This window comes from Streptomyces sp. NRRL S-340 (assembly GCF_000720185.1).
Lineage (GTDB): Bacteria > Actinomycetota > Actinomycetes > Streptomycetales > Streptomycetaceae > Streptomyces.
Genome location: NZ_JOIY01000008.1, coordinates 207465 through 231537, shown reverse-complemented (window position 1 = coordinate 231537; position 24073 = coordinate 207465). Strand labels below are relative to the sequence as shown.

Below are 24073 nucleotides of genomic sequence, written 5' to 3'. Positions count from 1 at the left end.
GGAACCGTGACCGCATCCCCCGCACTCACCGGCCCGACTCGACGGCCGGGGAGGACGATCCGCCCCGCCCACGTCAACGCCGTGTTCCTACGCAACGTCGAGGCGGCCCGCCATGCCTCCTCGATCTGGGTGCTGTTGTCGGGCCTGTTCGAGCCCGTCCTCTACCTGGGCGCGGTCGGCCTGGGAGTCGGCACCCTGATCGGCGATCTGACCGTCGGCGGACGGACCGTCGACTACGCCGCGTTCGTCGCTCCGGCCATGCTCGCCGCCTCGCTGATGAACGGCGCGGTGTCGGAGTCGACGTTCACGTTCTTCACCCGGCTGCGGATGACGAAGGTGCACGACGCCACCGCCTGCACACCGGTGACCTCCACCGAGACCGTGTGCGGCGAGGCGCTGTGGTCGGTGGCCAAGGGTGCCGTGCACGCTCTGTCCTTCCTCGCCTTCCTGTGCGCTCTGGGCCTGGTCGAACCCGGGCGCGCCCCCTGGTTGTTCATGGCCTCGCTCCTGGTGAGCGCGGCCTTCTCGGCCCTCGGTCTCGCCTTGGCGGTCTTCCTGCGGGGCACCCACCAGTTCGACCGCGTGAACCTGGTGACGTTCACGATGTTCGTGTTCTCCGGCACGTTCGTGCCGACCGAGGACTACCCCGCGGGGCTCGAAGTGCTCGCCGAGTGCACGCCCCTGGCCCAGGCCGTCGAGCTGGTCCGCCGTCTCTCTCTCGGGACGGGCCTCTGGGCCACGGCCGTTCCCTGTGCCTATCTGCTCGTCCTGTCCGCGGCGGGCTTGCTGCTGGCCGGCCGACAGATGGAGAGGAGCTTGCACGCATGACCGATCGAAAGCCCTTGCCCGCCGCGGCTGGGCCAGCCGTGCACCGCGCCGCGGACGCCCGTACCAACGGGACCCTCGTCCACGCCGGCGGAAAGCGCAGCCGGCTGGTCGCGGAGTCGATGGCCCGCACGGTGGTGGAACTGTCCGGTCACGGCGAGTACGTGGAGTTCGTGCTCACGGAGCCCGCGGACGCGCTGACCGTGCGCTACTCGCTGCCGGACGCCGCGGACGGCGGTGGCCGCACCGCGGTCCTCCTGGCCGAGGTCGACCGGACGCGACGCCATCGGCTGACGCTGACGTCTCGCTACTCCTGGTACTACGGGGCCTATCCGTTCACGAACGACCCGGCGGCCGGCCGGGCACACCACTTCTACGACGACGCACACCTCCTTCTCGGTCGCACCTGTGCGCCCGGGACACGCGTGCGCCTGCGGCCCGCCGCAGGAACGGACGTTCCCGTCGTCGTCGACGTCGTGTGCTTCGAGGAGACCGGCGGTCCCGCGACGCCGCCCGAGAACGCCCTGTCCGCCCTGGACTTCGGTGCCGACCCCACCGGCGTGCACGACTCGACCTCGTCTCTGCAGTCCGCCGTCGACGCCGGCAGCACCGCGGGGCGCACCGTCTGGCTGCCACCGGGCGATTACACGGTGACCGGTCAGGTCATCCTCGACCGGGTCGCCGTGCGCGGCGCCGGTCCCTGGTACACCGCGCTGCGCGGCGCGGGCGTCGGCCTCTACGGCCGCCGTGCGCCCCACCCGAGCAGCCGGGTGCACGTCTCCGGGCTCGCGATCTTCGGTGACGTCACAGGGCGGGACGACTCGGCCCAGCACAACGGGATCGGAGGCGCGCTGGGTGGTGGTTCGGTGCTCGAGGATCTGTGGATCGCCCACACCAAATGCGGCATCTGGCTCGACGGTCCCTTCGAGGGCCTGACCATCCGTGCCGTACGCATCATGAACACCGCGGCCGACGGCATCAACCTGCACCGCGGCGTCTCGCACGTCACCGTGGCCGGCTGCCGTGTCCACAACACCGGCGACGACGGCATCGCCCTGTGGTCCGACGAACTGCCGAACCACGACATCACCGTCGATTCCAACACCGTCCTGTTGCCGCTGCTGGGCAATCACATCGCGGTGTACGGCGGGCACGACCAACGCGTCACGCGGAACCACCTGACCGACTCGGTCGCCGAAGGCGGCGGCATCCACGTGGCCAACCGCTACGGTGCGGCGCACCTGGCCGGAGAGATCCTGATCGAGGGCAATCGCCTGACCCGGACCGGCTCCCGCCACCCGCAGTACCGGACCGGCGTCGGTGCCCTGTGGCTGCTCGCCGACGATGCGCCCATGACCGCGGAGATCACGGTCCGGTCCAACGTTCTCCAGGACAGTGCCCACGCGGCCGTGCAGTTGAGCGGCTCACGGATCGACGGCGTGCGCCTCGACGGCATGGATATCGACGGCGCGGGCACCTGCGCGCTCCAACTGCAGTCGAGCGGCTCTGCGCACTGCGCTGGGGTCAGTGCCTCGCGTCTGGGCATCACCGGGGTGCACCGTCCGGCGGAAGAGTTCGAACTCCGGCTCGGCCCGGGCAACGAAGGCTGGGCCGACGAGCGCCGTGACCTTCCCCCCGACGGTTCCCTGCGCGTCTCGGCTACGCGCCTGAACTTCCCTGCCACGCTGCCCCAGGCCACCGCCGGGCCCAGGAGCATCCAGATCGAGAACCCCGGGCCCCGGCCGGTCCGGGTGCATGAGATCGAGGCCACCGGTGACTTCACCCCCCAGCCGGCACAGCCGCGGGTCATCCCGCCCGGAGCGACCGCCTCCTTCGGTGCGGTGTTCTCCCCGACCGTCACCGGCCGCCGCATCGGCGTGCTGACCGTGCACACGGACGCTTCCCCTGGCCCGGTCCACGTCGATCTGTCCGGCGTCGGGTTCGACCCTGCCGGAGACAGGGCACTGGGGCGGCCTGTGCGGGCAAGCACGGCCATGGGTGGCTTCCCGCCCGAAGCCGCCGTCGACGGCACCCCCACGACCTGGTGGCAGAGCGACGGTCTGGGGTTCCCGCAGTGGCTACAAGTGGACCTGGAGGAGCTGGTGCCCCTGACGCACATCGTGCTGCGGACACCCGAGACCTGGCACCCGCGTACCGAGACCGTGGCGGTCGAGGCCGGCCGCACACAAGCCGGCCTCACGCCCGTCCTTCCCCCCGCGTCCTGCCACTTCACCCCCGACCTCTCCAACGAGGTCGTTCTCCGGATCGACCGCACAGCACGGTTCGTACGTCTGGTGATCACGCACAACACGGCCTGGAGCGGGGCGGCCCTCTCCGCGTTCGAAGTACACGGCAAGCACTGACACGTCAGCAGTGAGTCTTGATCGTCGACGTATCCGTGCGGTCAGTGCAGCTGCGGCACGATCAGACGAATGCCGTAGCCCACCACCACCGCGCAGGCCAGGAAGCACAACCCCGCCCAGGCGCCGGCCGGGATGGCGCCGGGGCCCGTAAGGCCGCAGACGCCGAGGGTGAAGACGACGACCACGGCGACGGTGACGCCGAGACTGACCGCGGCGCCCGGGCGAGAGCGGACCAGTCGGGGTGCATGGCGAGCTCCCGGGGGTCGGGCCTACGCCAGCCGGGGGGAAGCGGACGGTGACCTCATGGTGGTCGTTGACGTTGCCGGGGTGCGGCGGGAGATGACGACGACACCAAGGGCGAGAACCAGCGTCACCAGGGCGACGACAACCGTGCCGGCCATGCCGCCGTGCTTGACCACACCCACCGCGAGACCGCCGGCCAACGCGGCGACCGGCGTGACACCGTGGCAGCATGTCCAGGCACTGCCCCGCACCATCCTCACCCACGCCGCGGCGGGACTCTTGGCCAGCCCGCCTGCGAGCGCTGGCCGTCTTCGGCACACGAGCGGCTGACCCTGCTCGCCAGCCGGATACCGGGCCGGACGGCCGGGTTCGAGACCAGTGCGGGCCGCAGCAGAGTCGTGGCGGAGTCCAGGGGGTTACCCCCCCCCAGGTTCGCCAGCCGCCCCGAGCGGGCGAACACGACCCCGATCGTCACACCCTCTGCTCGTCCGTCGTCCGACTCGCTCATCCTGATCCTTCCGCGCTTCCTCTCTGGGCTACCGGCAACTGGCGCACAGCAAGGCTCCCCCCGAGGGAGGACGACCAAGGGGGCCGAACGGGGTGGCATGCGCACCGGCCGCGGTAAGAGACGTGAGGCCGTCTGCTTCGGAAACGCCCGTCAAAGACTGGGAAGGCCCTGCACCCGCTCCCCGTGGTCTGTCAAACGAGCGGGCCTGGCCCACTTTCGGTGGTGCCGGAGAGTGCTGTTATCCGAAGAGGCTGCGGGGGCGGAACAGGAGGAAGCCTGCTCCTTCGTGCATCTGACGCGCGATCCACTTGGTCTGGGTGTTGACGCCCTCGGTGAGGCCGTTGCTGTACGGCAATGTGAGTGCGGCGTTCACGGCCTCACGGTCTTGCTCCAGACCTCGGGCGGAGGCACACAAGTGGGGCAGGTCGGCGCCGCGGACCTGGGAGACCCAGTTCGTGAACGCCTCCTCAACGTTGTCGGCGTGAGGTGCAAGGGGCAGGGAGAAGTTCCTGCCCGAGGTCAGTTGGGTCATCTCGGCGCAGGCGGCGGTGGGCTTGGCAAGGAGCTCGTGTTGCTCGGCCTGAGGTTGCCGGGCCTGGTCAGCAGCATCCGGGCGAGCTGACGCGGGGAGATATGGCTGCGGTCGGTGTCGGCGCGGCCCTGGTTGATGTACTTGTACAGAAGTTTCAGGCAGCCGGTGAAAAGAAGAGGCGGGCACGCTCGTCGAGTTCGGCGGCGCACCGCACCCCGCGGCCCGGCAGGGGCGCAGGTCTCCGCGCAGCGATCGGACGGCCTCGAGTGCCCCGGATCGGCTCCGGGACGCCGACGGAGAAGGCGAGGTGGCTCTCGACGCGGTGACCTGCGCTGTCGGTAGCAACCGTCCTCTGCGTCTGGCCGTGACCCTCGGTTCCGGCGAAGTGTGGCGCGGCGGGGCGGAGGCCGTGCGTCACGTCTCCGCGACGGCTTCCAGCGGGCTGAGGGCGGCTGCCCGGCGGGCCGGGACGGCTGCCGCGACCGCGCCGATCACGAGGGACACCAGGCACACGAGGAGCAGCGTCCCCCAGGGCAGCGCCAGGGAGTACCGCGCCATCGCTCCGTTGGCCAGCGAGCCGACCGCCCAGGCGCCGAACAGCCCGCTCGCCAGGCCGAGAAGTGTCCCGAACGCGGCGACGGTCACCGACTCCAGGCGGATCATCCGCCGGATGCCGGTGCGGTCCATGCCGAGGGCGCGCAGTACGCCGATCTCGCGAGTGCGTTCCGCCACCGACATGGCCAGGGTGTTCACGATGCCGAGGGCGGAGATCACGGCGCCGATGACGAGCAGCCCGTACATCAGGGTCAGCAGGTCGCCCATGGCACCGGCGGCCTCGTCGACGAGTTCCTCCCGGTCCTTCACTCTGGAGCAGCGGGCTGTTGCCCGTGGCGGTGCGCAGTCGGTTCTCGGTGGTCTTCGAGGCCGCGCCGCTGTCGGTACGGACGAGGATCCGCTGGACGGAGCCGGGCTGGAAACTGTTCTGTTGCACTTTCACTGAGAACACCCCGATGCTGTCCTGGCAAGCCCACCACCGCCGTCAAAACTCGTGAACATCACCCGACCGTGGATCTGGGCGCCTCCCAAACACGTGTACAAGCGCCGTCACGAATCAGGTTCTGGCTCAGCTTTCGTGCAGCGGCCACGGTGAGTGACGGCTGAGGTCTCCGGGCGGTATGCGAAGTCGCCCGAAAATGGACGGTGGTCAGTGCAGCTGGGCTGACAGTCCGGGCCGTGGAAGACGTTGCACTCCAGCTGAAGGAGCTGTTGTTCCCGGCGATCGCGGACATCGCGGTGCTGTCGGTGGACGGGGATATCGAGAGCGTGCGCCTTGACGCGCAGTGCACCACGGCCGGCGCCGCCTGCCCGGGATGGGGAGTCTGGTCGACCCGGGTTCACAGCTCCTACCTGCGGTTCCTCGCTGATGTCCCGAGCGCCGGACGAAGCGTCGTACTCCAGCTGCGAGTCCGGCGGTTCCGGTGCGGGAACACCAAGTGCCCACGTCGGACGTTCGTGGAGCAGATATCCGGTCTCACCCGCAGGCACGGCCAGCGCACCGAACGACTACGTTCCATCCTGACCGCAGTCGGCCTCGCCTGGCTGGTCGAGCCGGCGCCCGCCTGGCTGCCGTGCTCGGCATGTCCATCAGCCGGAGCACGGTCCTGCGCCTGGTCGAGGCGCTGCCCGAGCCGGAGGTGCCGATGCCTCGGGTGGTCGGCGTTGATGAGTACACCACCCGTAAGGGCCGCCGCTACGGCACTGTCCTGGTGGACGTCGAGACCCGTCGTCCGCTCGATCTCCTGCCTGATCGAGAGGCATCAAGCCTGGCCGCCTGGCTCGCACAGCGGCCAGGGATCGAGGTCGTCTGCCGGGACCGCGCGCCGTTCTTCGCGGAAGGCGCCACCGCTGGGGCACCCCAGGCGACGCAAGTCGCGGACCGTTGGCACTTATGGCACAACCTGGGGAAAGCCGCTGAGCGGGTGGTGGCCCGCCACCGCCAGTGCCTTCGGGTCCTGGTCCCCGATCCCATGGCGAAGGCCGACGAACCGGCGCCGCCCCAGGAGAAGACGGACTCGCCATGGCGGAGCGAGCGATTCGCCAACCGCGTCCGAGCCCGGCACGCCACGGTCCACGCGCTGCTAGAAGCCGGCCACAGCCGTCGATCCATCGGGCGCCAGCTGAACATGACCCACCGCACCGTCAAGAGCCTCGCCGACGCTCCGAAGCCGGAAGACCTCTTCCGCGGCCAGTGGCAGCACAACAGGACCTCCGTCCTCGACGAGTACAAGCCCTACCTGGACCAACGCTGGGACGAGGGCTGCACCAACGCCTGGAAGCTCTGGGAAGAGATCGTTCCCTTGGGCTATCGAGGCAGCTACGGCCGGGTCAGCGCCTACCTGCGAGAGAAACCCACCTCGCCACGGCCGGTCACCACGCAACCGCCGGCACCCCGCGTGGTGACGCGATGGATCCTGAGCCGACCCGAGACCCTGACCGAGATCGAACGGCTCAGACTCAAGGCCGTCCTGACCAACTGCCCCGAACTCGATGCCCTGACCGGTCACGTCCGGTCCTTCGCCCACATGCTCACCGAGCGCCAGGGCGAACAACTCCCGCAGTGGCTCGACGCCGTCCGCCAGGACGACCTGCCCAGCCTCCACACTCTCGCGGCCGGCATCGACCGAGACCGCGACGCCGTCATCGCCGGCCTGACGCTGCCCTGGAACTCCGGAGTCGTCGAAGGCCACGTCAACCGGGTCAAGATGCTGAAGCGCCAGATGTTCGGCCGCGCCAGCTTTGACCTTCTGCGTAAACGAGTCCTGCTGGCGTGACGTCCTAGACCGGCTCCTCGTACACATCGATTTCGGAGGGCACGCGAGCAAGCAACAGTTCTAGGTGCCCCTCCATGGCGGCGATCCACTCGTCGAGGTCCGCGTCGGCGTCGGGGAAGAACCAGGAGTTGAAGCTTCCCAGAGCGTCCAGGGCGGGTTCGCATTCGTAGCGGAGTTCGCAGTGAATCTGTACGTGGTGGTCGTGCTCACCGCCGTCGTCGCTGATGTCGAACTGTCTCGTGAGGTCCACCGTGAACATCGGACGCCCGCTGAAGGCGTACGTGCCGTACTGGAAGAGCAAGCCGTCTGAGTCGGGGGTGGGCGCGGTGGCAAAGCGCTGCCGCGCGAATCGCATGAAGGCCAGCCATACAGCCCGGGTGGTCAGCTCGGCCTTCGCCAATCGCTCGACCTCCAGCTCGGCACGCAGAACAGCATGGGTTTCCTCTATCAGCGGTCTGTCGTGCACGTCAGCTCTCCTCGGTTCGTGAATCAGCACCCTAACCTCGTAGAGCTGGATCAAATTCAGTACTGACCAGCGAGGCAGCCACCTCCCGGCTCGCAACGCTCAGTCACTGCTGCACGGGACCTGTGCCAGAACCACGAATCATGAACAAAGCCACGCAGATCACCGTCGGCCCTTCCGGCCGTTCACCGTCCTGCCCGGAGCCGCCAGTCCGCTGTCTCCATCAGGGCGGCCGGACGTTCGCGCCGAAAGGCCGCCAAGTACTCGGGCAGCACGATGATCTCTGCTCGACAGGAGCAAAACGATTGCGCTCCGTCACCAAATTTGGATGGCGACCAGAGCATGCACGACGGTCGCGATGGTGCCGCCGATGACCTGACGCAGGTTGCGTCTCCCGAGTCCGATTGTTGCGTCCATCGCCTGGGAGAGGGCTGCACCGAGCAGGCATAGGCCGGGTACGACTCCCGTGGCGAGAAACGGAATGACGGCGGCGAGCACGCAGAGCGGGACGGCTTTGGCCGCGTACATCCGTGCGTAGAAGAGAATGCCGACGCTGTCGGCACCCTCCGTGACGAGAACCGAAGGACGGAGTGCGGCGAGTATCGCGAAGAAGACGCCACCCGCAGCGAGGATCGCATTCAAGACGAAGAGGATGATCACTATTCAAGTATGTAGTCTCTGCAAAGAGGCATTGAACGCTGGCCATCCCGATCACTTGGCGAGTTCGAGAGCGACGATGCCTCGGACTATGGCCGTGATGCCGGGGGTGCCGCAGCGGAGCTTCCGCAGGATCCGCCAGCCCTTCAGGACTGCCATGGCGCGTTCTCCGAGGCTGCGGATCTTGGCATGGTCCCGGTGGTGACGCCGACACCAGCCGCGCAGATTCCTGCCGCGGAACGGAACGCGGATGGTGAGGCTCGCGCCCTGGTACGCCTTGTCCGCCCAGCACTTGATGTTGTGGGCGGACAGCGTGGCCGGGGGTCGTGGGTCCGGGCCGCGGTCAGGTCGTGCGTGGCTCCCGGCCGACTGCGCGCGGATGTTCGCGCGGGTGCGTGCGGAAGCCGGCGATGAGGTCGTGCTGCCTCGCACCTGCACAACGATCTCAGGCTGGGACTGGCCAACACCTTGCAGGCACTCACCGCAGGAGTCCGGGTGGTGTCCTCCTCGTGGCTGGGCATCGCCGAGCGGGCCGGGATGGTCGCCACCGAGCAGCTGCTGTTTCTCCTCGCCCGGCACACCGGAGAACTACTGGGAGCGGCCGCCGCGCCGTGGTGGACACCGCCGGATCTGACGCGGCTGCCGGTCATCGCGCAGATGGTGGCCGCCTAGACGGGTGCCCCGCTCAGCGTCACCGCACCGATCGTCGGGACGGGGGTGGGCTCCATTTCCACCGGCACACCGTTCGTCCACCCGCGACTGTTCCAGCCCCCCAGGAAGTGCTGGGCATCACGCCCCGGGTGGTCCTCACCCACCTGGCCAGTGCGCGTGTCGTCACCGCGGTGGCCGCCCGCCTCGGCCACGCCCTCGATGGTGTACAGACCCGCACGGCGCTGGCCTGGGTGAAACAGCGCGCCTACCGCACCGGCGAGGCCGTGGTCGAGGACAGCGTCTTCGCCGGCTACCTCGACGGCCTCACCCACCCGGCTGCCGGGAACGCACCGTGAGCCCCGGCCCCGACGCTGGGCCGCGCGAGGCTGCAGGCGTGGACGATGTCCGTCGTGCCCTGCGCGGGGGTGCGCCGTGGTGCTGCCGAACCCGGCACCGCTGACCCACGTCGTCACCGCCACCAGGCCGCACACCGTGAACGAGGCCAAGGCCCGGCCCCCCCCGGACAGGCGGTGGCCCTATGGGCGCACCACGTCGCCAGCGTGGGCCTGGCCGCCCGGCTACTGGCCGAGGAACACCTCACCCTGCTCCTGCCGCTCCGCGCGGGCACCCAGTTGCCGGCCTGGCTCGCGCCCGCCTGCAAGGACGACCGGGCGCTGCTCTTCGGCGCCTGCTGGCGGCCGCTCGCCCCGCTCCTGGACGAACACCGGGTGCTGTGCGTGAGCAGCGCCGACCGCACCGGCCACCCGCCCGCCGCCACCCCGGCCGAAGCACTGGCCATGTTCCCCGCCACCGTCCCCGTCCTGCACCTGCCGCACCCAGCCGACGATCCGGCAGGTGGCCCGGCCCGGCGGGCGACGACCACCGTGGCCCTGCACCCCGACGGCCGCCTGACACTGCAATGCCACGGCGCCCAGAACCAGCCCTACCCGGACCCCGACGACTACCTCGACCACCTGCGCACGCGGTACACACCCTCGCGTGCCTGAAGCGGGCCCCCGGCCGCCCGGAAGACGCCCCGCCCTCGCCCCACACAACGCCGGCCTTCACGCCCGCCGTCCGGGACCACGTCCCGGACGGCGGGCTGGCCGTCTGCGGGGACGCTGCTTTCACGGCTCCAGTTCGAGGCAGAGCCCGACCTGGTGCCCGCCCGCCCGGTTCAGGAGAGGGACTGTCGTGGCCTCACCGGTGGGGGTGACGGCGGTGGCGGAGCCGGTCACCAGGGCGTAGGCGCGAGCGAGTGTCTCCAGCGCCGCGGCTGCCTGCCCCGCGTGCTGGGTGGTGACGGCCTGCGCTTCGGAGGCGATGGCCTTCAGCAGGGCCTCGCGTGCGTCGGCGGAGGCCGGTACTTCCCGGACAGTGATCGTGTTCGGGATCTGCGGCACTTCGGCGTCGGCCGGGCCCTGAGCGGGCGCTGTTTCTGCATCGGACATGGTCTTCTCCCGAACTGGTGCGGTGGTGTGTGACGGGTGGTCATTGCATCCTGGTGAGCCCGCCCGTCATCCGCAGCGGGATCGGTGATCGCCATCCGTTCGAGCGAAAGCGCGCCCGCTGGCATACATGCCCCTCGACTTCGACCTGATCGAGTTGCGGGCGATCGGGCCGTGCCTGCGGATGCACGGGCCGGTGGTCTTGTCGCTTCTGCCGGGAACGGGCCGGCGCCACTGCGCGGCGGCGAATTCATGGTCAGCGAGGTCGACGTCGCGGGCGGTCGGGTGAAGGGTGTTCAGCGACAACGGGGCTCTGCGGCAGCAGCTCGACAAGGACGTCTCGGTCAGTGTCACGCCCATCCGTCTTCGCGGCCCCCGCCGATGCCGCTAAGCATCAGGTCGCACCGGTCACCGTGTAGGTGACCGGCCCCTGCCCCTTCATCGTGGTGCTGGGGGTCAGATGCCGAGCAGGCGGCCCGCTTCTGCGATCAGGTGCTCGCCGGCGGCCAGGGACGCCTCCCAGGGGTGCGGTCAGGGTCTCGGTGCTCTCCGCGCCGCGCAGGGCGCAGGAAGCTTGGGCGGCAGCGTCGGCGGTCGGGCGCAGGGTGGGGTCAGGTCGGCGAGAAACTTCTACCGCTACCTCACCGAGTCGGTCTCCACCCTCCCCGGCCTCCGCCACACAGCGACCGCCCCCATCCACCGCACTCTGAAGGGTCCCGGCCCCTACCTCCCGGCGACGACGTGACGGCAACCGGCACCCGCTGCCCCGCACATGGCCGTGATGTGACGACGACTGGCGGCGGCGTTGTCCGCGGAGGTGCCGACCGCACCCGTGGATCGGAGGAACCCGGCCCGGTGACAGGCGTCGGCGAATGCCTCCGACCCGCACCGCAGCACTGGGCACTCGAGACCGGGGGGCGTGCCCCCGCGCACCGCAGTTGCTGACCGAAGCGAGTCCTCAGCCTCCTCCAAGAGCGGTAGCGGCACGGCCGACTAGCTAGGCAGTTCCGCTTGGATCGGTTGGTCGTTGGTTCCGGTGTGCCGTTCACTGATGCGCAGTAGGCGGGGATCGAGCCGTTGCTTCCGGATCGGACGCCGAAGCGGGGTGGCCGCTGGCGGGACCATCATGAGGTGGTCGACGCGATCACCTTCAAGGTCCGGACGGGAATCCAGTGGGTGCACCTACCGGAGAAGTACGGCAACTGGCGGGGCGTCTGCAACCGGCTGCGGATGTGAGCCGTCGACGGCACGTGGGAGCGGGTGTTCACCGTCATGGTGGTCCAGGCCGACGTTGACGAGGACTTCAACTGAGTCGTGTCCGTGGACTCCGCCATCGTGCGCGCTCACCAGCACGCGGCCGGGGCCCGTGAAAACGGGCCCCGGCCGGCGAGCCGGACGACCATGCCATCGGCGGTCCCGCGGCGGACCGCCGGCTCAAGACCGTCCCACGCTTGCCCAGCCCCCGCTGCACTCCCCACCGCCAGGCCGATGACCAGCAGAGATGCAAAAGTCCGGCTGGAGTATTAGGTGGCCTGGCCTGAACCGTCGGTCAGAGCAGCCGCGGTCAAGGTGAGGTGCTGGACCAGGACCGCAGCTGCGGTGTCGGCGTCACGGGCCAGCACCGCCTGCTCCAGCCTGCGGTGTTCCTTGGCGCCGTCCCGGTCGGGGTTGCGGTGCGCCGACCAACGGCGGGCCAGCTCACTCGCGGTCCACAACCGGTCGAAGGTCTCCAGCAGCGCGCGGTTGCCGCACCCCTCCAGCAACGTGCGGTGAAAGGCCCGGTGAGCCTCGGCCCAGGTGCCGGTGTAGTACTCGCCCTCCTCCGGCACGTACGCCGGAGTGCGCACCAGACGATGGTGGGCGGCCCGCACGCGGGCCTCCCAGTCGATGTCGCCGCGCTCGATGGACATGCGCAGGATGACCGGTTCGACGGTCCGACGGGCTTCCGCGATCTCCTGCCAGCGGCGGTCGGAGAAGGACGGGACTGCGAAACCGCGGTTGGGCAGCCGGTCGGCGAGCCCCTCGCCGACCACCCGCACGAGCGCCTCGCGCACCACAGCCAGGCTCACGCCCTGCTCCCTGGCAAGATCCTGCGGCTTGAGAGGGGCGCCGGGGGGATAGTCCCCGCGCATGATCGCGTCCCGCAGGTGTGCGTAGACCTGCTCGGAAAGCATCTGTTTCCCCGGCGGGGGCGAGGAGTGCGCCGTCTGAGTCATGAGTCCATCCTAGACCGATCCTCGGGATAATCGATTATTAGTGTTACTGTCGATTCAGCAGTCGATGAGGACTCCCTCGTCCGGAAAGGAACGGCCGCTGTGCCTGCCAACGACCCCTTCGCCCGCCTCCCCCAGGCGGCCTCGTTCACCGTCACCAGCACCACCGTCACCGACGGCGCCGCGTGGCCGCCCGAGCAGCACTCCTCCGCCCTGCCCGGCGGGAAGGACACATCCCCGCAACTGTCCTGGAGCGGCGCTCCGAACGGCACCAAGAGCTATGCCGTCACCGTCTACGACCCCGACGCCCCCACCGGGTCCGGGTTCTGGCACTGGGCGGTCGCCGACATCCCCGCCACGGTCACCGAGCTGCCCGAGGGCGCCGGCGACGACACCGGCTCGGGCCTGCCCGAGGGTGCCTACCAGTTGCCCAACGACGCCCGCGCGGCCCGCTACATCGGCGCCGCCCCGCCCGCCGGCCACGGACCGCACCGCTACTTCGTCGTGGTGCACGCCCTCGACATTCCCTCGGCAGGCGTCCCGGCCGACGCCACACCGGCCGTCCTCGGCTTCACCATGGCCGGTCACACCCTCGGACGCGCAGTGCTGATCGCCACTGCCGAAACACCCGCCTGACAGCGCCGCCCGACTCCCGGAGACACCACCGCCATGCACCTCGACGCCATTCCCGGCTCCGCCCGTACCGGCGGCGGCACGATGGACCTGAACGCCGTCCGCGACGTCAGCCGCGCCGTCAGCGCCGCCCACCTGTTCATCTATCTTGCCCCCGAGAGCGCCGAGGAGGCGGCCGAGCTCGGCGTGACCGACCGCGGACCGGCGTATCTGGCCTTCCGATCGGCCGCGATGGGCGCGGTTCCGTGGCAGGTCACGCTCGCGGCCTTCTACAACTTCAGCCCGCGGGCAGTGCGGGCCATGACGGGCGTATGGGACGCCGCGCCGCCGGAGCGGTGGCAGGCCGCCCGCTTCCGGGCCGTCGGACGGGCGATGCGGCGCGTCAACGTGCAGCTCACGGACGACCACCTCGCCGAGGCGCGCTCGCTGATCGACCCGGTCTTCGCCCGTGCCGACTACGCCGGCAAGGTGCTGGCCGCCGCGAACGCATCGGTCCCGCTTCCATCCGATCCCCTTGTCGCACTGTGGCAGCAGATCACAGTGGCACGCGAGTGGCGCGGCGACGCCCATCTCGTCGTACTCGCCGACAACGGAGTCGGGCCGTGCGACTGCCTCGTCCTGCACACCGCAACCGGCCGCCTCCCCGCAGCTCTCGCGCGAGCGACCCGCCAGTGGGACGACGAGGAGTGGAGCGCGGCGACGGCACGCCTCGTCGCGCGCGGCTGGCTCGACTCCCACGGCGTTGTCACCGACACCGGCAGTGCGGCACGCGAGCGCATCGAAGTGGAGACAGACGAGCACTGCGCCGCGCTATGGGCACCGATCGGCAACGCAGGCGCCCGCCGCTTCGCCTCGCTCATCGCGCCGATCTCCAACGCGTTCACCGCAGCAGGGACGTTCCAGGCCGTTCGCGGACAGTCTGATCTCGCATAAACGGTCCCGCCGGACCCCGCCGATCCCGGATTCACTCTCAGAACCCGTTCTCACTCGGAAGCGGGACGACCCCCTTCTGAGACTTGCATTGAAGCGAAATCCGGGCCCATGGCGGTCACTCAGCAGCCCCCAACCAACCAGTGGGACGTGGACGATGTCGAACAGCACGCCTGTCCGAAGTGTGACGTCCAGCCCGGCTCGCCCTGCCGCTCGCGCGGGGGCGCGGTCGCCTCCGCCTACCACACCCGCCGCTTCACCCTGGAGCCCCGGCTGAAGAAGGCGCTGCGGGTGCCGACCCCGGCCGACCGCGGACCGGACCCGCCCGTGGCGGCCGGGTACCTCGCCGCCGGCACCGATCGAGTGGTCTTCACCCGCCAACGTCCTGCTGAGCGGTGACGGGACGGTAAGGGCGTGCGACTTCGGGATCGTGCGCGCCGCCAGCGTCAGCGCAGCGGGGCAGGCTGCCGGCTCAGATGCTGGGAGAGCACATCCCAGCCGGCCCCGTGAACGGCAGCGCGCCCATGGGCAGTTCGTACTGCAGGCAGCACAGCGCGTACAGGTCGCTGCGGGCGTCGTCCAAGCGCTCCGCTCCCAGGTGCCAGCCAATGTGAAGCAGCTGGTGGCCGAGCTCTTGGACAACGACTTCGCGCGCGGGCTTGCGAGCGCGGCTGCGGTCGTAGAAAAATGCCTCGCCGGCGGACCGCACCTCGTAGTGCACCGCGTCCATCTGCGCCCCTTCTACCGTCGGGTGATCCGGCTTCATCCTCTCGGTGGTGCACGGAGCCGCGCCAGTCCCTCCGTGCACGCCGCGGGAAGAACACCCGGGCCCGTGGCCGCCTCGTCGGGTGCAGAGGGGGGCAGGGTGCAGAGGGGGTCGACAGGGCCGCCGGCGGAACCAGCCGCGGCCCCGGCCCGGCTCCTCGGCGTTGCGCATCCCGAGCGCGGCCCACTCCGTCCGCTGCCGGTCGGTCAGCTTGTCGGCCTGGCGCGGGGGTTGTCGACACGGCACCGAGCTTGATCTCCGTCACGTCTCCGGAGCGCCTACCGCCGGCCGGCGAGCAACCGGTGCTGGACGAGGATGTGGCCCGGCTCTCCGCGCTCGAGCACGCCGACCCGAACGTGCGAGGCCGACGGCTCCGGCGGCTCCACGCCGGCCGGCGGCGTGCTGCGGCCTCTGCATGATTCGGTCGAGGCCGAAGACGAGGACGAGGACGAGGATGACGAGGCAGCCCCGTCTCTCGATCAAGGTGTTGCGGCGATCGATTGAATCCGCCCTTTGGTCCGGGGGTCACACCCGTCGGGAGGGGTCGGCTGACCGGCCGCACGGTCGGGCCCCGGCGCCACCGCCGGGGCCCGGCCGTCTGTCTCAGTGGTACCTGACCTCCAGCGGACGGTGCACCGACTGGGCCGGTGCGGTGACGGTAAGGGTCCGCGAGCCCGCGTCGAAGGACCAGCGGGAGGCGGAGACCCGCCGCCCGTTGACGAAGACCTGCTTCGGCGCGTGCGCGTTCATGAAGGAGACCGTCCACGCGCGGCGGGAGACCTGGCCCTTGAACGATCGCGACGCCGGGGCGATCGAGACCGTGTGGGTGGCGCCGTGCTCGGCGTAGCGGATCGCCGTCGTGGCGCTCTGCCTGCTGTCGGCCGTGGTGCCGTTGTCCTCATACAGGCTCGTGGCCCCCGGCGCGCCCTGCGCGACGGTGACCGTCGCCTTGGTGAGGGGGTTCTGGACATCATTGGCGACGTTGCCGGTGCGCGTCGTCATGATGCCGCCCGACTTGATGAAGACGGGCATCGAGTCCAGGCCCGTGGTGATCTTCTGCGTGGTGCCGCCCGCGTACGTCTCGCCGGTGAAGTAGTCGGTCCACGAGGAGCCGGCCGGGAACCAGACGGACGTCGTGGCCGATTCGCCGGGCGTGGTCACCGGGGCGACCAGCACGTCGGGGCCGTAGAAGTACTCGCTGCCCGCCGTCGCGTAAGCGTCCTGGCTCTCCGGGTACTGCACGTAGGTCGGCCGCACCACGGGGGTCCCGGTGCGGGCGGCCTGCTCGGAGAGGCTGTACGTGTACGGGACGAGGTTCTCCCGCAGGTTCAGGAACTTCTCGGCGGACGCGTCGGAGGCCGGGCCGTACTGCCAGGGCAGCCGGTCGGCGTGGTTGCCGTGCAGGCGGTCCACCGGCTGGAAGGTGCCCAGCTGCACCCAGCGGGCGTACAGGTCGTCGGGCAGCTTCGTGGTCCCGGGTTCCGCGCCCTTGGCCTGGGTGCCGTCGTTGTTGAACCCGCCGATGTCGTGCGACACGTTGGACAGGCCGGTGGACGCCGACTCGCCCGGGGTGTAGCCGACCTCGAACTTGAGGGTGGCCCAACTGGACGTCGAGTCGCCCGTGAAGTGTGCGGTGGTGCGCTTGTCGGCCCATGGCCCTGTCGGCAGGCCGTGCGGGTTGTAGTTGCCCTGCGGCAGCGCCCCGAAGGCCCGGGAGAGCGCGAAGGAGCGCCGGCCGTTCTTCGCCGAGTCGTCGGCGTACTGCTGGTTGATCCAGGCGTCAGGCGTCACCCCGCCGAGGGACGAGACGGACGCGTCGCAGCACCAGTCGAGCCACCAGACGTCCACGCCGGCCTTGTCCATGGGCTCGTGCAGGTCGAAGTACGCTTCGAGCTGGTCGGGGTCGCCCCAGTCGAAGGTGTAGGTGTTGTTGCCGCTGTCCTTCAGCTTGCCCTTGGCCGTGGCCTGCGCCTGGGCGAACCTGGGGTCGTCACCGGAGATGCTCGGGTGGATGTTGAGCGAGTTGTGCAGCCCCTGCGCGGCCGACCAGTCGAAGAACGCCTTGGGGTCGGGGAACTTCTTCGGGTCCATCTCCCAGCCGTTCCAGGTGCTGGGCGACTTGAAGTCCGTGTCGGTCACCAGGACGTCGAGCGGGACGCCGTCCTTGCGGAACTTGGGCAGGATGGTGTTCTGGTAGTCCGCGGCGCTGCGGTCGTAGTACTCGGAGTACCAGACGCCGTACGCCCAGCGCGGCAGCAGCGCGGAGGGCCCGGTCAGGGTGGCGAGGTCGGCCAGGCCCTGCTGGTAGTCGTGTCCGTAGCCGAACACGTACCCGTCCTGGTAGCCCTTCCCCGCGTGGTCGCCCCGCTGCGTGACCTTCCGGGTGGCGTTGTCGAAGATCGCCGAGGCGGTGTCGTCGAGCAGCGTCCAGCCGTCCTGGTAGAGCAGGCCCGGCGTCGTGGGCGCCTCGCCGTTGACGCCGTCGAGGCTGCGGCGGTACCCGCCGAGCGGCGCGTGCGGGGAGAGCAGCGGCGAGGTGCGCGAGGTCACCGCTGCGGTGTCGAGGTTGACGCGGCAGCCGTCGTCCTCCGGGCAGCCGACGGTCACGTCGTTGACCCCCGCGGCCAGGTGCACCGGAACGGTGGCGGTGCGCCAGGCGTCCCAGTCGCTCGTGGCGGGCAGCGAGGCCTTCACGGGGACGCCCGCGCCGGCCTTGACGGAGATGTCACGGGCGGCGCCGCTCGCGTCGCCGTTGGAGTACCGAAGCTGGAGGGCGTAGTCGCCGGCCTTGGGCACGTCGACGACGTGCAGCGTGTCCCGCGCGCCCGAGGACTCGAGACCGGCCACGAACCCGCGGCCCGAGTAGCCGTTGTGGTCGGACTTGAGCGCGGCGGAACCGCCGAGGCCCGCGGTCTCGGCCTGGCAGACGGTGCCGAAGGAGCAGTCCTCGACCGGTGGCGGCACGGAGTCCGGGTAGGGCGCTCCCGGCGCCAGGACGGCAACGTTGTCAAGGTTGACGTTGCCGGAGTCGGCCGCAGTGCGGGCGAAGGTCAGGGTGTGGGTGCCGGCCGACAGGTCGAGCGTGACCGACGTCGTGGACCAGGTGTCCCAGCTCGCGGTCTTCGGGAGCGTCAGCGTCTTCGCGGCGCCGCCGTCCGCCGACACGCTCAGGGTGCGGTCCTCGTCGCCGCCGTCGCCGCCGACGGCGTTCGCGTAGCGGGTGGCGACCTGGTAGGTGCCGGCCTTGGGGACGGTCACGGAGAACGACAGAGAGTTGCCCGTCGACTGGAAGCCGGCCGCGAATCCGGAGCCGGTGTAACCGGAGTGGTCCATGGCGACGCCGACGCCGTTGAGGGTCTGGTCCTCTGCCTCGCACCGCGTCCCGACGGCGCAGACCGGCGCGTCGGGCCAGGGAGCGGCGGTGACCGACTGCTTGCCGGCCTTCTCCGTCACCTTCAGGTTGTCCGCGGTGAACTTCCCTGAGCCGACCTTGTACGTCAGCGTCATGGCGCTCGTGCGGATCGTCAGCTCGCCGTGGCGCGTCGACGACGTGAACGGGGTCCTGCCGAAGGTGTCGCGGCCGACGGCGTTGAAGGTCGCCGCGTCGACGAACTTCGCGTCCCCCGCGTACTCGGTGCGTATGAGCGTCGGGGAGAGGACCTCGAACCGGGCGTCGCCCGAGACGACCTCAGAGCGCGCGGCGCTGTGACCGCGATCCGCTTGCGCGCCGTGCGCTGCCTGTGCGGGGGACCCGGCGGCCCCCAGGGCCACCAGAACGCCGGCCGCGGCAGCGGCCGCCGTGAGTTCGCGACGTTGTCGCCATCTGTGCGTCATGGAACCCGGTACTCCTTCGGTATCTCCTGGAGGGGGTACTTCGCCGGTGCTGACAACGATGTCAAGAATCGATGAAGTGGCAGCCGGGGCGCGCACACCAGGTGGGGGAAGGGCCGGGGGCGCGTCTCGAAGTGTGAGTACGACTACGGCGGTTGCCGACGGGACGCGTTGTCCGAGCCATCCGCGACCGCCTCTCGACCGGCACCGGTACCTCAGATCATGTTCCCTTCAATATCAACCCACCACGCCACACTTCGTCAATGCGTCGGCGCGGCCGGGTAGGTGGGGCGGCGGGCGGCCCCTCGGCAGGGTTCGGCGGCGGTCTCACCCGTCCTGGCGGACCTGCCCGCCCACGAACAGAAGTGGGCCCCGGCGGGCGGTGTCCGGCACACTGACGATCCAGTACCCCACGGAGCCGCGGCGCAGGTGCACCTGCGGCAGGATGCCTCCGACGGTGACCTACCCGATCACCTGGCCGTCGGCGAGCACCACGCCCGGCCAGTTCGCCAGGCTGTCCTCGACCAGCAGGTAGTCACCGGCGGTCAGCCGGGCGTCGGAGAAGTCCAGCACGGTCCGGACGTGCGCGTGCACGTGCTCGATCACCAGTCAGGGCCTGGGCAGGTCGCCGCAGTCGGTGAGCACCTCGTCGAGGTGGCCGACGTCCCCGGTACGAAAGCCGACCCGGGCGTCCTCGACATCCACCTCGGTGCGATCGATCGAGATGATCGACGACCGCAAGCCGTGCGCCTGGGCGACGTCGGCCGGCCAGAGCGCGCTCCCGCCGCTGCCGGAGCCGAGTTCGATGATCGTGCCCGGGGCGAGTTCGGCGATCAGCATCGGATAGCACGCCAGCTCGAACACCGTCTTGTAGAGCGGCCGGCCGGCCCAGGTCAGATGATCGCTGACGCCCTGGGCGGCGACGAAGTTGCGGACCGGGATCGCCAGGGCCGCGAGCACGTCCCGGTCGGACCGGTCCAGGCGCGGCAGAGATCCGCGCCGACAGCGGCGTCGCCGACGCCGTCACCCTGGACCTCGCCGACCCCGCGAGCGTCCGCGCCGCTGTCGACCACGTCGAAGCGCTTCACGGACGGCTGGACGGCGCCTTCAACAACGGCGCGCTTCCCCAACGGCAGTCCGGCCCGGTCGAGACCACCAGCGACGAGGACGTCGACGAGCAGTTCACCGTCAACTTCCGTTCGCACTGGACTGCCATGACCACGGAGGCCGCGCTCATGCGGCGGGGCGGCGGCGGGGCGATCGTCAACACCTCCAGCATCGGCAGCCGCCGCGCGAACCCCGCCCTGCCCGCCTACGGCGCCATGAAGCGCGCGCTCAACAGCCTCACCGAGACCGCCGCGGTGAACTGGGCCGGTGACCGTATTCGAGTCAACGCCATCACCCCCGGCGGCACCCGCACCGAAATGATCGACACCTGGGAGGCAGCGACTCCCGGCATCGTCGAGCAGATGACCAAGTCGATCCCGCTCGGTCAGATGGCGGAGCCCCGGCAGACCGCCGAGGCGGCCGCGTGGCTGCTCAGCGACCGCGCCTCGTACGTGACCGGCGCGATCCTGCCGGTCGACGGCGGCGCCGGCGCCGGCGCCTGACAAGAATGGCCCGGGTCCTGATACGCGCGAGGACGGGCACCTGGTGCCGCGTCAGGACAGCGGCGTCACTTCACGAGGACGACCGAGTTCACCGGCGTCATGTCGTACGAGATGGTGGTGACCAGACGGTTGACGCCGCCGCAGTCGGTGCCGTTGTACCCCCGGCAGATCTGGTAACCCGCGCCGCCGGTCTGGTTGTTCACGACGTCGCGGACGCCAAGCACTTTTTCCAAGTTGTGCGCGCCGTACTTGTAGAAGATGTTCTTGGGCAGGATGCTGCCGTCCGGCTCGCGGATGCAGACCGCGCCGGACGGGCAGGGCGCCGCCGCGGACGCAGTGGGCGCCAGACCGATGCCGAGGACCCCCAGAGCGAGAGTGGCACCTGCGGCGGACGCGATGAACTTGCGCATACTTCCCCCATGCTTGTTGGACGGCGGCCTGGTCAGTGCCGCCGGGACTGCGAACGTAGACCGTCGCGGCGAGCATAATCCAGCGCGTTCGAACGAGTCCTGCGTTCGCCCATTTCAGAGACGGCCGTGGTTCGTGACTCGTGCACCCTGCCGCCGGTGCCCGCATGTACCCGCCACGGAACGCTTCCAGCAGGCCTGTGAACGGCGAAGAAACGTCTCGCCTCGTGCGGGTCCGGGCGGTGGCACCGCGCAGCTACAGCGGGCACCGCGCCGGTTCCCGATGCGGGAACGTCTTCTCAGCTCGCCGCCAGCCGGACCAGGTCGTTCAAGTGCCCGCCGCAGTCATCTGGCCAGGTCGCAGGCATGGATCGGCACCAGGTCGCCGTCTACGTGGAGGCGCTAGCGGCCGGGACCCTGATGGGCTGGCGGTTTCACCGGACAAGTGGGAGCTTCGGATTCGATGACCTGGGCATGCTCGACGGGGCGCCGTACCTGCTGCCGCCGTTGGCCGCCGCTGATCAGCTCCCGCCGAGGATGCAGACGGCGCGAGCCGGGATGACTCCGATTGCGCTGAAGACCCAGTGCGGGTCCGCTATGGCTGCGCCGACTGAGTGGAGGCAGGCGAAGGAGATCAGGACAGCCAGGGCGAGAACTGGTGCTTGAGACTGGCCGCCGACGGGGCGCCAACCACCTTGTGTGCCGGTTGGCCGTCTGAGAGGAGGATCAGGGCCGGGATGCTCAGCACGTCGTACCTCGGGGGTGCGGCCTGGTTGTCGTCAACGGTGAGGACGTGTCCGGGGCTCAGCCGCCGCTGTTGAGCCAGGCGACCGGGTCCATGTACTGGCCGTCGAAGATGACCTCGAAGTGGAGGTGCGGGCCGGTGGACAGACCTGTCGAGCCGACGAGTCCGACGGGTTGGCCGACGGACACGTTCTGGCCGGCGGACACCTGGAGGACGGCCAAGTGGCTGTAGGTGGTCTCCAGCCGCTTTCCGTCGACCGTGCCGTGGTCGATCACCACGCGGTTGCCGTAGGCCCGGGTCATGCCCGCGAACTCGACCCGCCCCGCCCGTGCCGCGGACACCTGGGCCCCTCGCGGCGCACCGAAGTCGACACCCGTGTGGAGCTTGGTGACCCCGGTCAGCGGGTGTGTGCGCGAACCGAACGGCGAGGTGACGGTGAGCACGGTGACGGGCGGCGTCAGCAGCGCGCCGGGGGCCCGGCCGCTCTCCTGCTCGGGGTTCTGCCGGACCAGGGCGTCGTACCGCGGCAGCCGCTTCTTGACATCGGCGACGAACGTGCGGGCCGAGGCGGGCACCTTGCCGGCCTCCTTGACCTGGTCGGTTCCGGTCCGGTATGCGGCGAGCGTGAGGTCGGCGATGTCGCCGTTGACGGTGCCCTTGGTGCGCAGGGCGGTCACCTCCTTCGCCAGGGAGCAGTCCTTCCGCCCCAGCGCCATGATCGCGTCCACCGCGTCGCCCGGCGAGGAGCTGCCGTTGCCGTCCTCGTCCCGGCCCCAGGTCTTCCAGTCGGCGTCCGTGAAGCGGGCGATGCCCCGCTCGGTGAGGCTCGCGGTGTCGCCCTGCCACCCGGAGAGCTGGTCGATGTGCGCGGCGAGGAGTGCGGGGGTGACGCCCGGGCAGTCCGTGGTCGCCCTGCGCAGCCAGGGGACGTAGGAGCCGTCCACATTGCTGTCGGACGACTGGCTCGGGCCCGGCTCCTGCGACTGGTCCGTGCCGGGGATGCCGGACAGGGCGACGAAGGCGAGGGCCCCGGTGAGCGTCACCAGGCCGGGCAGCACGATCAGGACGAAGGGACCGGGGCCGCGGCGACGGCGCGGGGAGGTGCGGACTCCGGTCCCGACACCGGCCGACGGACCCTCGGACGAGGGGTTCCCGGCCGGCGAGGGGGCGGCCGGCTCCACGACGAGCGGTTCCACGACGGGCGTCCGCGATCCGGGCCGTGCCGAGCAGTGCTCCGCCGGATCGGAGGCCAGGGCCGGGCCGGGGGGCGGTGCCGCGGGACCCGGCCGGAAGTCGTCGTCATGCGCGGTCGTCCCCACCGCCCGGGGGTACGCCGTGCCCTCCCTGTCCTTGGTCACCTGCCGGGCCGGCTCCATGAAGGCGCCACGGCGGGCCGTGAAGTCAGCGGGGTGTATCGGGTCACGCCCGGACGTTAACCTGCCCTTGACGCGGCGTCACCGGGCCACGGGTCAAGATGAACTGCCCGTTGGGGCACCGTCGGTGCCCGGTGGTCCGCTCCCCTCTCCCGCCGGTGTGCGTGCCCCGGGCGGCTGCGGCGCGGAGAACGGCGACGAGATGCCGTGGCCCCGGGGGGGGCGTACCGCGCTGCGAGTGCTGCAGGCCGGACCGGGGGGCCGGCTCGGAGGCCGGTCCCGGTACGGGGAACATGGTCACGGGCGCCGTCCGCCACGTCGGACACCGGACCCACGAGCAGCGGAAATGCTGGATCGCGACACACGGCGTCGGCTGACGGCACTGCGCGCGATGCTCCAGGAGGGACAACGGGTAGGCAGCATCCCCCTTCCCCGCGACGCCGGAACGCTTGCCCGCTTCGTCAACGCGACGATCGCCGGCATGCGCATCTCCAGTCAGGGTGGTGCCGACCGGGCCGCACCGGAGTCGATCGCCGACGTCACCATGGACGCACTCGCCGGTTGACGGTGCACGCCGCCGGGCGCCGCGTCCACGCCTGCCCAAGTTTTGGGTCGCCCGATACACAACTGGTCTCGAAGGAGATCGCCCCGTGCCCCTTGCCGTGTACGTCCTGGCACTCGGCATCTTCGCCATGGTGACCAGTGAGTTCGTGGTCGCCGGGCTGACGCCACAGATGGCCGAGGACTGGACGCGACCATCGGCCAGATCGGCTACCTCATCACCGCTTTCGCGGTGGCCATGGCCGCCGGCGGCCCGTTCCTGACCGTGGCCCTGATGAAGTTCCCACCACGTACGGCACTGATGGTGCTGATCATCAGCCTCGCCGGCAACGTACTGGCCGCCACCGCGACGGGCAGGGCGGTGAACCGTGATACGCCAGGCGCCGGTGTCAAAGCACGGTTCCACGTTGTTGCCGTGACCTCGGGCAGGTGCCGGGCCAGGAGCACGGCCCACCTGCTGCCGCTCATCGGGGGCGCCCTTCT

At 70.3% G+C, this 24073-nt stretch carries 22 protein-coding genes and 5 pseudogenes; 13 read left to right on the top strand and 14 right to left on the bottom strand.

Features of this window, described 5'->3' with window-relative positions:
- Positions 1-6 precede the first annotated feature (6 nt).
- Both IG64_RS08415 and IG64_RS08410 read left to right on the top strand, forming a co-directional pair.
- Entirely contained in the window at positions 7-828 is an 822-nt protein-coding gene (locus IG64_RS08415; protein WP_158771508.1) for an ABC transporter permease, read from the top strand.
- Positions 825-3188: a glycosyl hydrolase family 28-related protein gene (locus IG64_RS08410; RefSeq protein WP_078883872.1), complete on the top strand. Its 2364-nt coding sequence runs from the start codon at positions 825-827 to the stop codon at positions 3186-3188. Before IG64_RS08415 ends, IG64_RS08410 begins: the two co-directional genes overlap by 4 nt.
- A 41-nt stretch (positions 3189-3229) precedes the next feature.
- Here IG64_RS08410 and IG64_RS08405 read toward each other — a convergent pair.
- The 3 genes and pseudogenes from IG64_RS08405 to IG64_RS08395 all read right to left on the bottom strand — a co-directional run bounded on the left by IG64_RS08405 (position 3230) and on the right by IG64_RS08395 (position 5335).
- Positions 3230-3435, bottom strand: a pseudogene (locus tag IG64_RS08405) (hypothetical protein).
- A 742-nt stretch (positions 3436-4177) separates the two neighbouring features.
- Positions 4178-4641: pseudogene (locus tag IG64_RS42045) on the bottom strand (transposase); the annotation flags it as partial.
- A gap of 244 nt (positions 4642-4885) precedes the next feature.
- Positions 4886-5335: an ABC transporter permease gene (locus tag IG64_RS08395; RefSeq protein ID WP_037853652.1), complete on the bottom strand. Its 450-nt coding sequence runs from the start codon at positions 5333-5335 to the stop codon at positions 4886-4888.
- 773 nt (positions 5336-6108) lie between these two features.
- Between IG64_RS08395 and IG64_RS38525 the strand changes: the two genes are divergently transcribed.
- The gene (locus IG64_RS38525; RefSeq protein WP_234438437.1) at positions 6109-7302 is read left to right on the top strand and encodes an ISL3 family transposase; all 1194 of its coding nucleotides are present in this window, start codon (positions 6109-6111) and stop codon (positions 7300-7302) included.
- A gap of 4 nt (positions 7303-7306) precedes the next feature.
- Here the strand turns inward: IG64_RS38525 and IG64_RS08385 are convergent, their stop codons facing one another.
- The 3 genes from IG64_RS08385 to IG64_RS08375 all read right to left on the bottom strand — a co-directional run bounded on the left by IG64_RS08385 (position 7307) and on the right by IG64_RS08375 (position 8854).
- The gene (locus IG64_RS08385; RefSeq protein WP_158771506.1) at positions 7307-7822 is read right to left on the bottom strand and encodes a hypothetical protein; all 516 of its coding nucleotides are present in this window, start codon (positions 7820-7822) and stop codon (positions 7307-7309) included.
- A 258-nt stretch (positions 7823-8080) separates the two neighbouring features.
- Positions 8081-8425: a hypothetical protein gene (locus IG64_RS08380; protein ID WP_051812513.1), complete on the bottom strand. Its 345-nt coding sequence runs from the start codon at positions 8423-8425 to the stop codon at positions 8081-8083.
- Between the two features lie 51 nt (positions 8426-8476).
- Positions 8477-8854 carry a transposase family protein gene (locus tag IG64_RS08375; protein ID WP_234438436.1) on the bottom strand — a complete coding sequence of 126 codons (378 nt, stop codon included), beginning with the start codon at positions 8852-8854 and terminating at the stop codon, positions 8477-8479.
- A 36-nt stretch (positions 8855-8890) separates the two neighbouring features.
- Between IG64_RS08375 and IG64_RS42040 the strand changes: the two genes are divergently transcribed.
- From IG64_RS42040 to IG64_RS08365, 3 genes are all read left to right on the top strand, one after another.
- The gene (locus IG64_RS42040; RefSeq protein ID WP_234438435.1) at positions 8891-9094 is read left to right on the top strand and encodes a hypothetical protein; all 204 of its coding nucleotides are present in this window, start codon (positions 8891-8893) and stop codon (positions 9092-9094) included.
- 107 nt (positions 9095-9201) lie between these two features.
- On the top strand, positions 9202-9429 hold the full coding sequence (locus IG64_RS42035) for a hypothetical protein (RefSeq protein WP_234438434.1): 228 nt from the start codon (positions 9202-9204) through the stop codon (positions 9427-9429).
- Positions 9430-9603: 174 nt separating this feature from the next.
- Positions 9604-10080: a hypothetical protein gene (locus IG64_RS08365; RefSeq protein ID WP_158771504.1), complete on the top strand. Its 477-nt coding sequence runs from the start codon at positions 9604-9606 to the stop codon at positions 10078-10080.
- A gap of 120 nt (positions 10081-10200) precedes the next feature.
- Here IG64_RS08365 and IG64_RS08360 read toward each other — a convergent pair whose 3' ends face one another.
- On the bottom strand, positions 10201-10524 hold the full coding sequence (locus IG64_RS08360; RefSeq protein ID WP_158771502.1) for a hypothetical protein: 324 nt from the start codon (positions 10522-10524) through the stop codon (positions 10201-10203).
- A 1074-nt stretch (positions 10525-11598) separates the two neighbouring features.
- Here IG64_RS08360 and IG64_RS38520 point away from each other — a divergent pair.
- The gene (locus IG64_RS38520) at positions 11599-11757 is read left to right on the top strand and encodes a transposase (protein WP_158771500.1); all 159 of its coding nucleotides are present in this window, start codon (positions 11599-11601) and stop codon (positions 11755-11757) included.
- A 287-nt stretch (positions 11758-12044) separates the two neighbouring features.
- Here IG64_RS38520 and IG64_RS08350 read toward each other — a convergent pair whose 3' ends face one another.
- Positions 12045-12737, bottom strand: coding sequence for a GntR family transcriptional regulator (locus IG64_RS08350; RefSeq protein ID WP_037853643.1), 693 nt, complete (start codon positions 12735-12737; stop codon positions 12045-12047).
- A gap of 99 nt (positions 12738-12836) precedes the next feature.
- Between IG64_RS08350 and IG64_RS08345 the strand changes: the two genes are divergently transcribed.
- The 3 genes from IG64_RS08345 (at position 12837) to IG64_RS08335 (ending at position 14696) form a co-directional block, all read left to right on the top strand.
- Positions 12837-13370: a YbhB/YbcL family Raf kinase inhibitor-like protein gene (locus IG64_RS08345; RefSeq protein ID WP_037853641.1), complete on the top strand. Its 534-nt coding sequence runs from the start codon at positions 12837-12839 to the stop codon at positions 13368-13370.
- A 33-nt stretch (positions 13371-13403) separates the two neighbouring features.
- Positions 13404-14300, top strand: coding sequence for an SCO6745 family protein (locus IG64_RS08340; RefSeq protein ID WP_037853640.1), 897 nt, complete (start codon positions 13404-13406; stop codon positions 14298-14300).
- A gap of 108 nt (positions 14301-14408) precedes the next feature.
- The gene (locus tag IG64_RS08335; RefSeq protein ID WP_037853639.1) at positions 14409-14696 is read left to right on the top strand and encodes a hypothetical protein; all 288 of its coding nucleotides are present in this window, start codon (positions 14409-14411) and stop codon (positions 14694-14696) included.
- Between the two features lie 73 nt (positions 14697-14769).
- Here IG64_RS08335 and IG64_RS41505 read toward each other — a convergent pair whose 3' ends face one another.
- The 4 genes and pseudogenes from IG64_RS41505 to IG64_RS08315 form a co-directional block, all read right to left on the bottom strand.
- A complete protein-coding gene (locus tag IG64_RS41505; RefSeq protein ID WP_199811539.1) occupies positions 14770-15063 on the bottom strand; it encodes a hypothetical protein in 294 nt (97 codons plus the stop codon).
- 603 nt (positions 15064-15666) lie between these two features.
- On the bottom strand, positions 15667-18897 hold the full coding sequence (locus tag IG64_RS08320) for a TIM-barrel domain-containing protein (protein ID WP_078883870.1): 3231 nt from the start codon (positions 18895-18897) through the stop codon (positions 15667-15669).
- 387 nt (positions 18898-19284) lie between these two features.
- Positions 19285-19398 (bottom strand): annotated as a pseudogene (locus IG64_RS43055) (N-acetyltransferase); the annotation flags it as partial.
- A 105-nt stretch (positions 19399-19503) separates the two neighbouring features.
- Complete coding sequence (locus IG64_RS08315; RefSeq protein WP_051812509.1) at positions 19504-19854, bottom strand: CmcI family methyltransferase; 351 nt, start codon at positions 19852-19854, stop codon at positions 19504-19506.
- 29 nt (positions 19855-19883) lie between these two features.
- Between IG64_RS08315 and IG64_RS08310 the strand changes: the two are divergent.
- Positions 19884-20504 (top strand): annotated as a pseudogene (locus tag IG64_RS08310) (SDR family NAD(P)-dependent oxidoreductase); the annotation flags it as partial.
- A gap of 65 nt (positions 20505-20569) precedes the next feature.
- Here the strand turns inward: IG64_RS08310 and IG64_RS08305 are convergent.
- Both IG64_RS08305 and IG64_RS08295 read right to left on the bottom strand, forming a co-directional pair.
- A complete protein-coding gene (locus IG64_RS08305; RefSeq protein ID WP_037853634.1) occupies positions 20570-20914 on the bottom strand; it encodes a hypothetical protein in 345 nt (114 codons plus the stop codon).
- Between the two features lie 801 nt (positions 20915-21715).
- Positions 21716-22852 (bottom strand): M23 family metallopeptidase, encoded by a 1137-nt coding sequence (locus IG64_RS08295; RefSeq protein ID WP_037853630.1) that lies wholly within the window; start codon positions 22850-22852, stop codon positions 21716-21718.
- A 523-nt stretch (positions 22853-23375) separates the two neighbouring features.
- Between IG64_RS08295 and IG64_RS08290 the strand changes: the two genes are divergently transcribed.
- Complete coding sequence (locus IG64_RS08290) at positions 23376-23594, top strand: hypothetical protein (RefSeq protein WP_234438432.1); 219 nt, start codon at positions 23376-23378, stop codon at positions 23592-23594.
- An 85-nt stretch (positions 23595-23679) separates the two neighbouring features.
- Positions 23680-23945, top strand: a pseudogene (locus IG64_RS38510) (MFS transporter); the annotation flags it as partial.
- Positions 23946-24073: the final 128 nt, after the last annotated feature.

Bases quoted from the DNA above. Each gene is read 5' to 3' on its own strand.
- IG64_RS38525 (WP_234438437.1), top strand. From the start codon at position 6,109: ATGTCCATCAGCCGGAGCACGGTCCTGCGCCTGGTCGAGGCGCTGCCC.
- IG64_RS08290 (WP_234438432.1), top strand. From the start codon at position 23,376: ATGCTGGATCGCGACACACGGCGTCGGCTGACGGCACTGCGCGCGATG.
- IG64_RS08305 (WP_037853634.1), bottom strand. From the start codon at position 20,914: ATGCGCAAGTTCATCGCGTCCGCCGCAGGTGCCACTCTCGCTCTGGGG.
- IG64_RS08360 (WP_158771502.1), bottom strand. From the start codon at position 10,524: ATGTCCGATGCAGAAACAGCGCCCGCTCAGGGCCCGGCCGACGCCGAA.
- IG64_RS08335 (WP_037853639.1), top strand. From the start codon at position 14,409: ATGGCGGTCACTCAGCAGCCCCCAACCAACCAGTGGGACGTGGACGAT.
- IG64_RS41505 (WP_199811539.1), bottom strand. From the start codon at position 15,063: ATGAAGCCGGATCACCCGACGGTAGAAGGGGCGCAGATGGACGCGGTG.
- IG64_RS08340 (WP_037853640.1), top strand. From the start codon at position 13,404: ATGCACCTCGACGCCATTCCCGGCTCCGCCCGTACCGGCGGCGGCACG.
- IG64_RS08350 (WP_037853643.1), bottom strand. From the start codon at position 12,737: ATGACTCAGACGGCGCACTCCTCGCCCCCGCCGGGGAAACAGATGCTT.
- IG64_RS08410 (WP_078883872.1), top strand. From the start codon at position 825: ATGACCGATCGAAAGCCCTTGCCCGCCGCGGCTGGGCCAGCCGTGCAC.
- IG64_RS08320 (WP_078883870.1), bottom strand. From the start codon at position 18,897: ATGACGCACAGATGGCGACAACGTCGCGAACTCACGGCGGCCGCTGCC.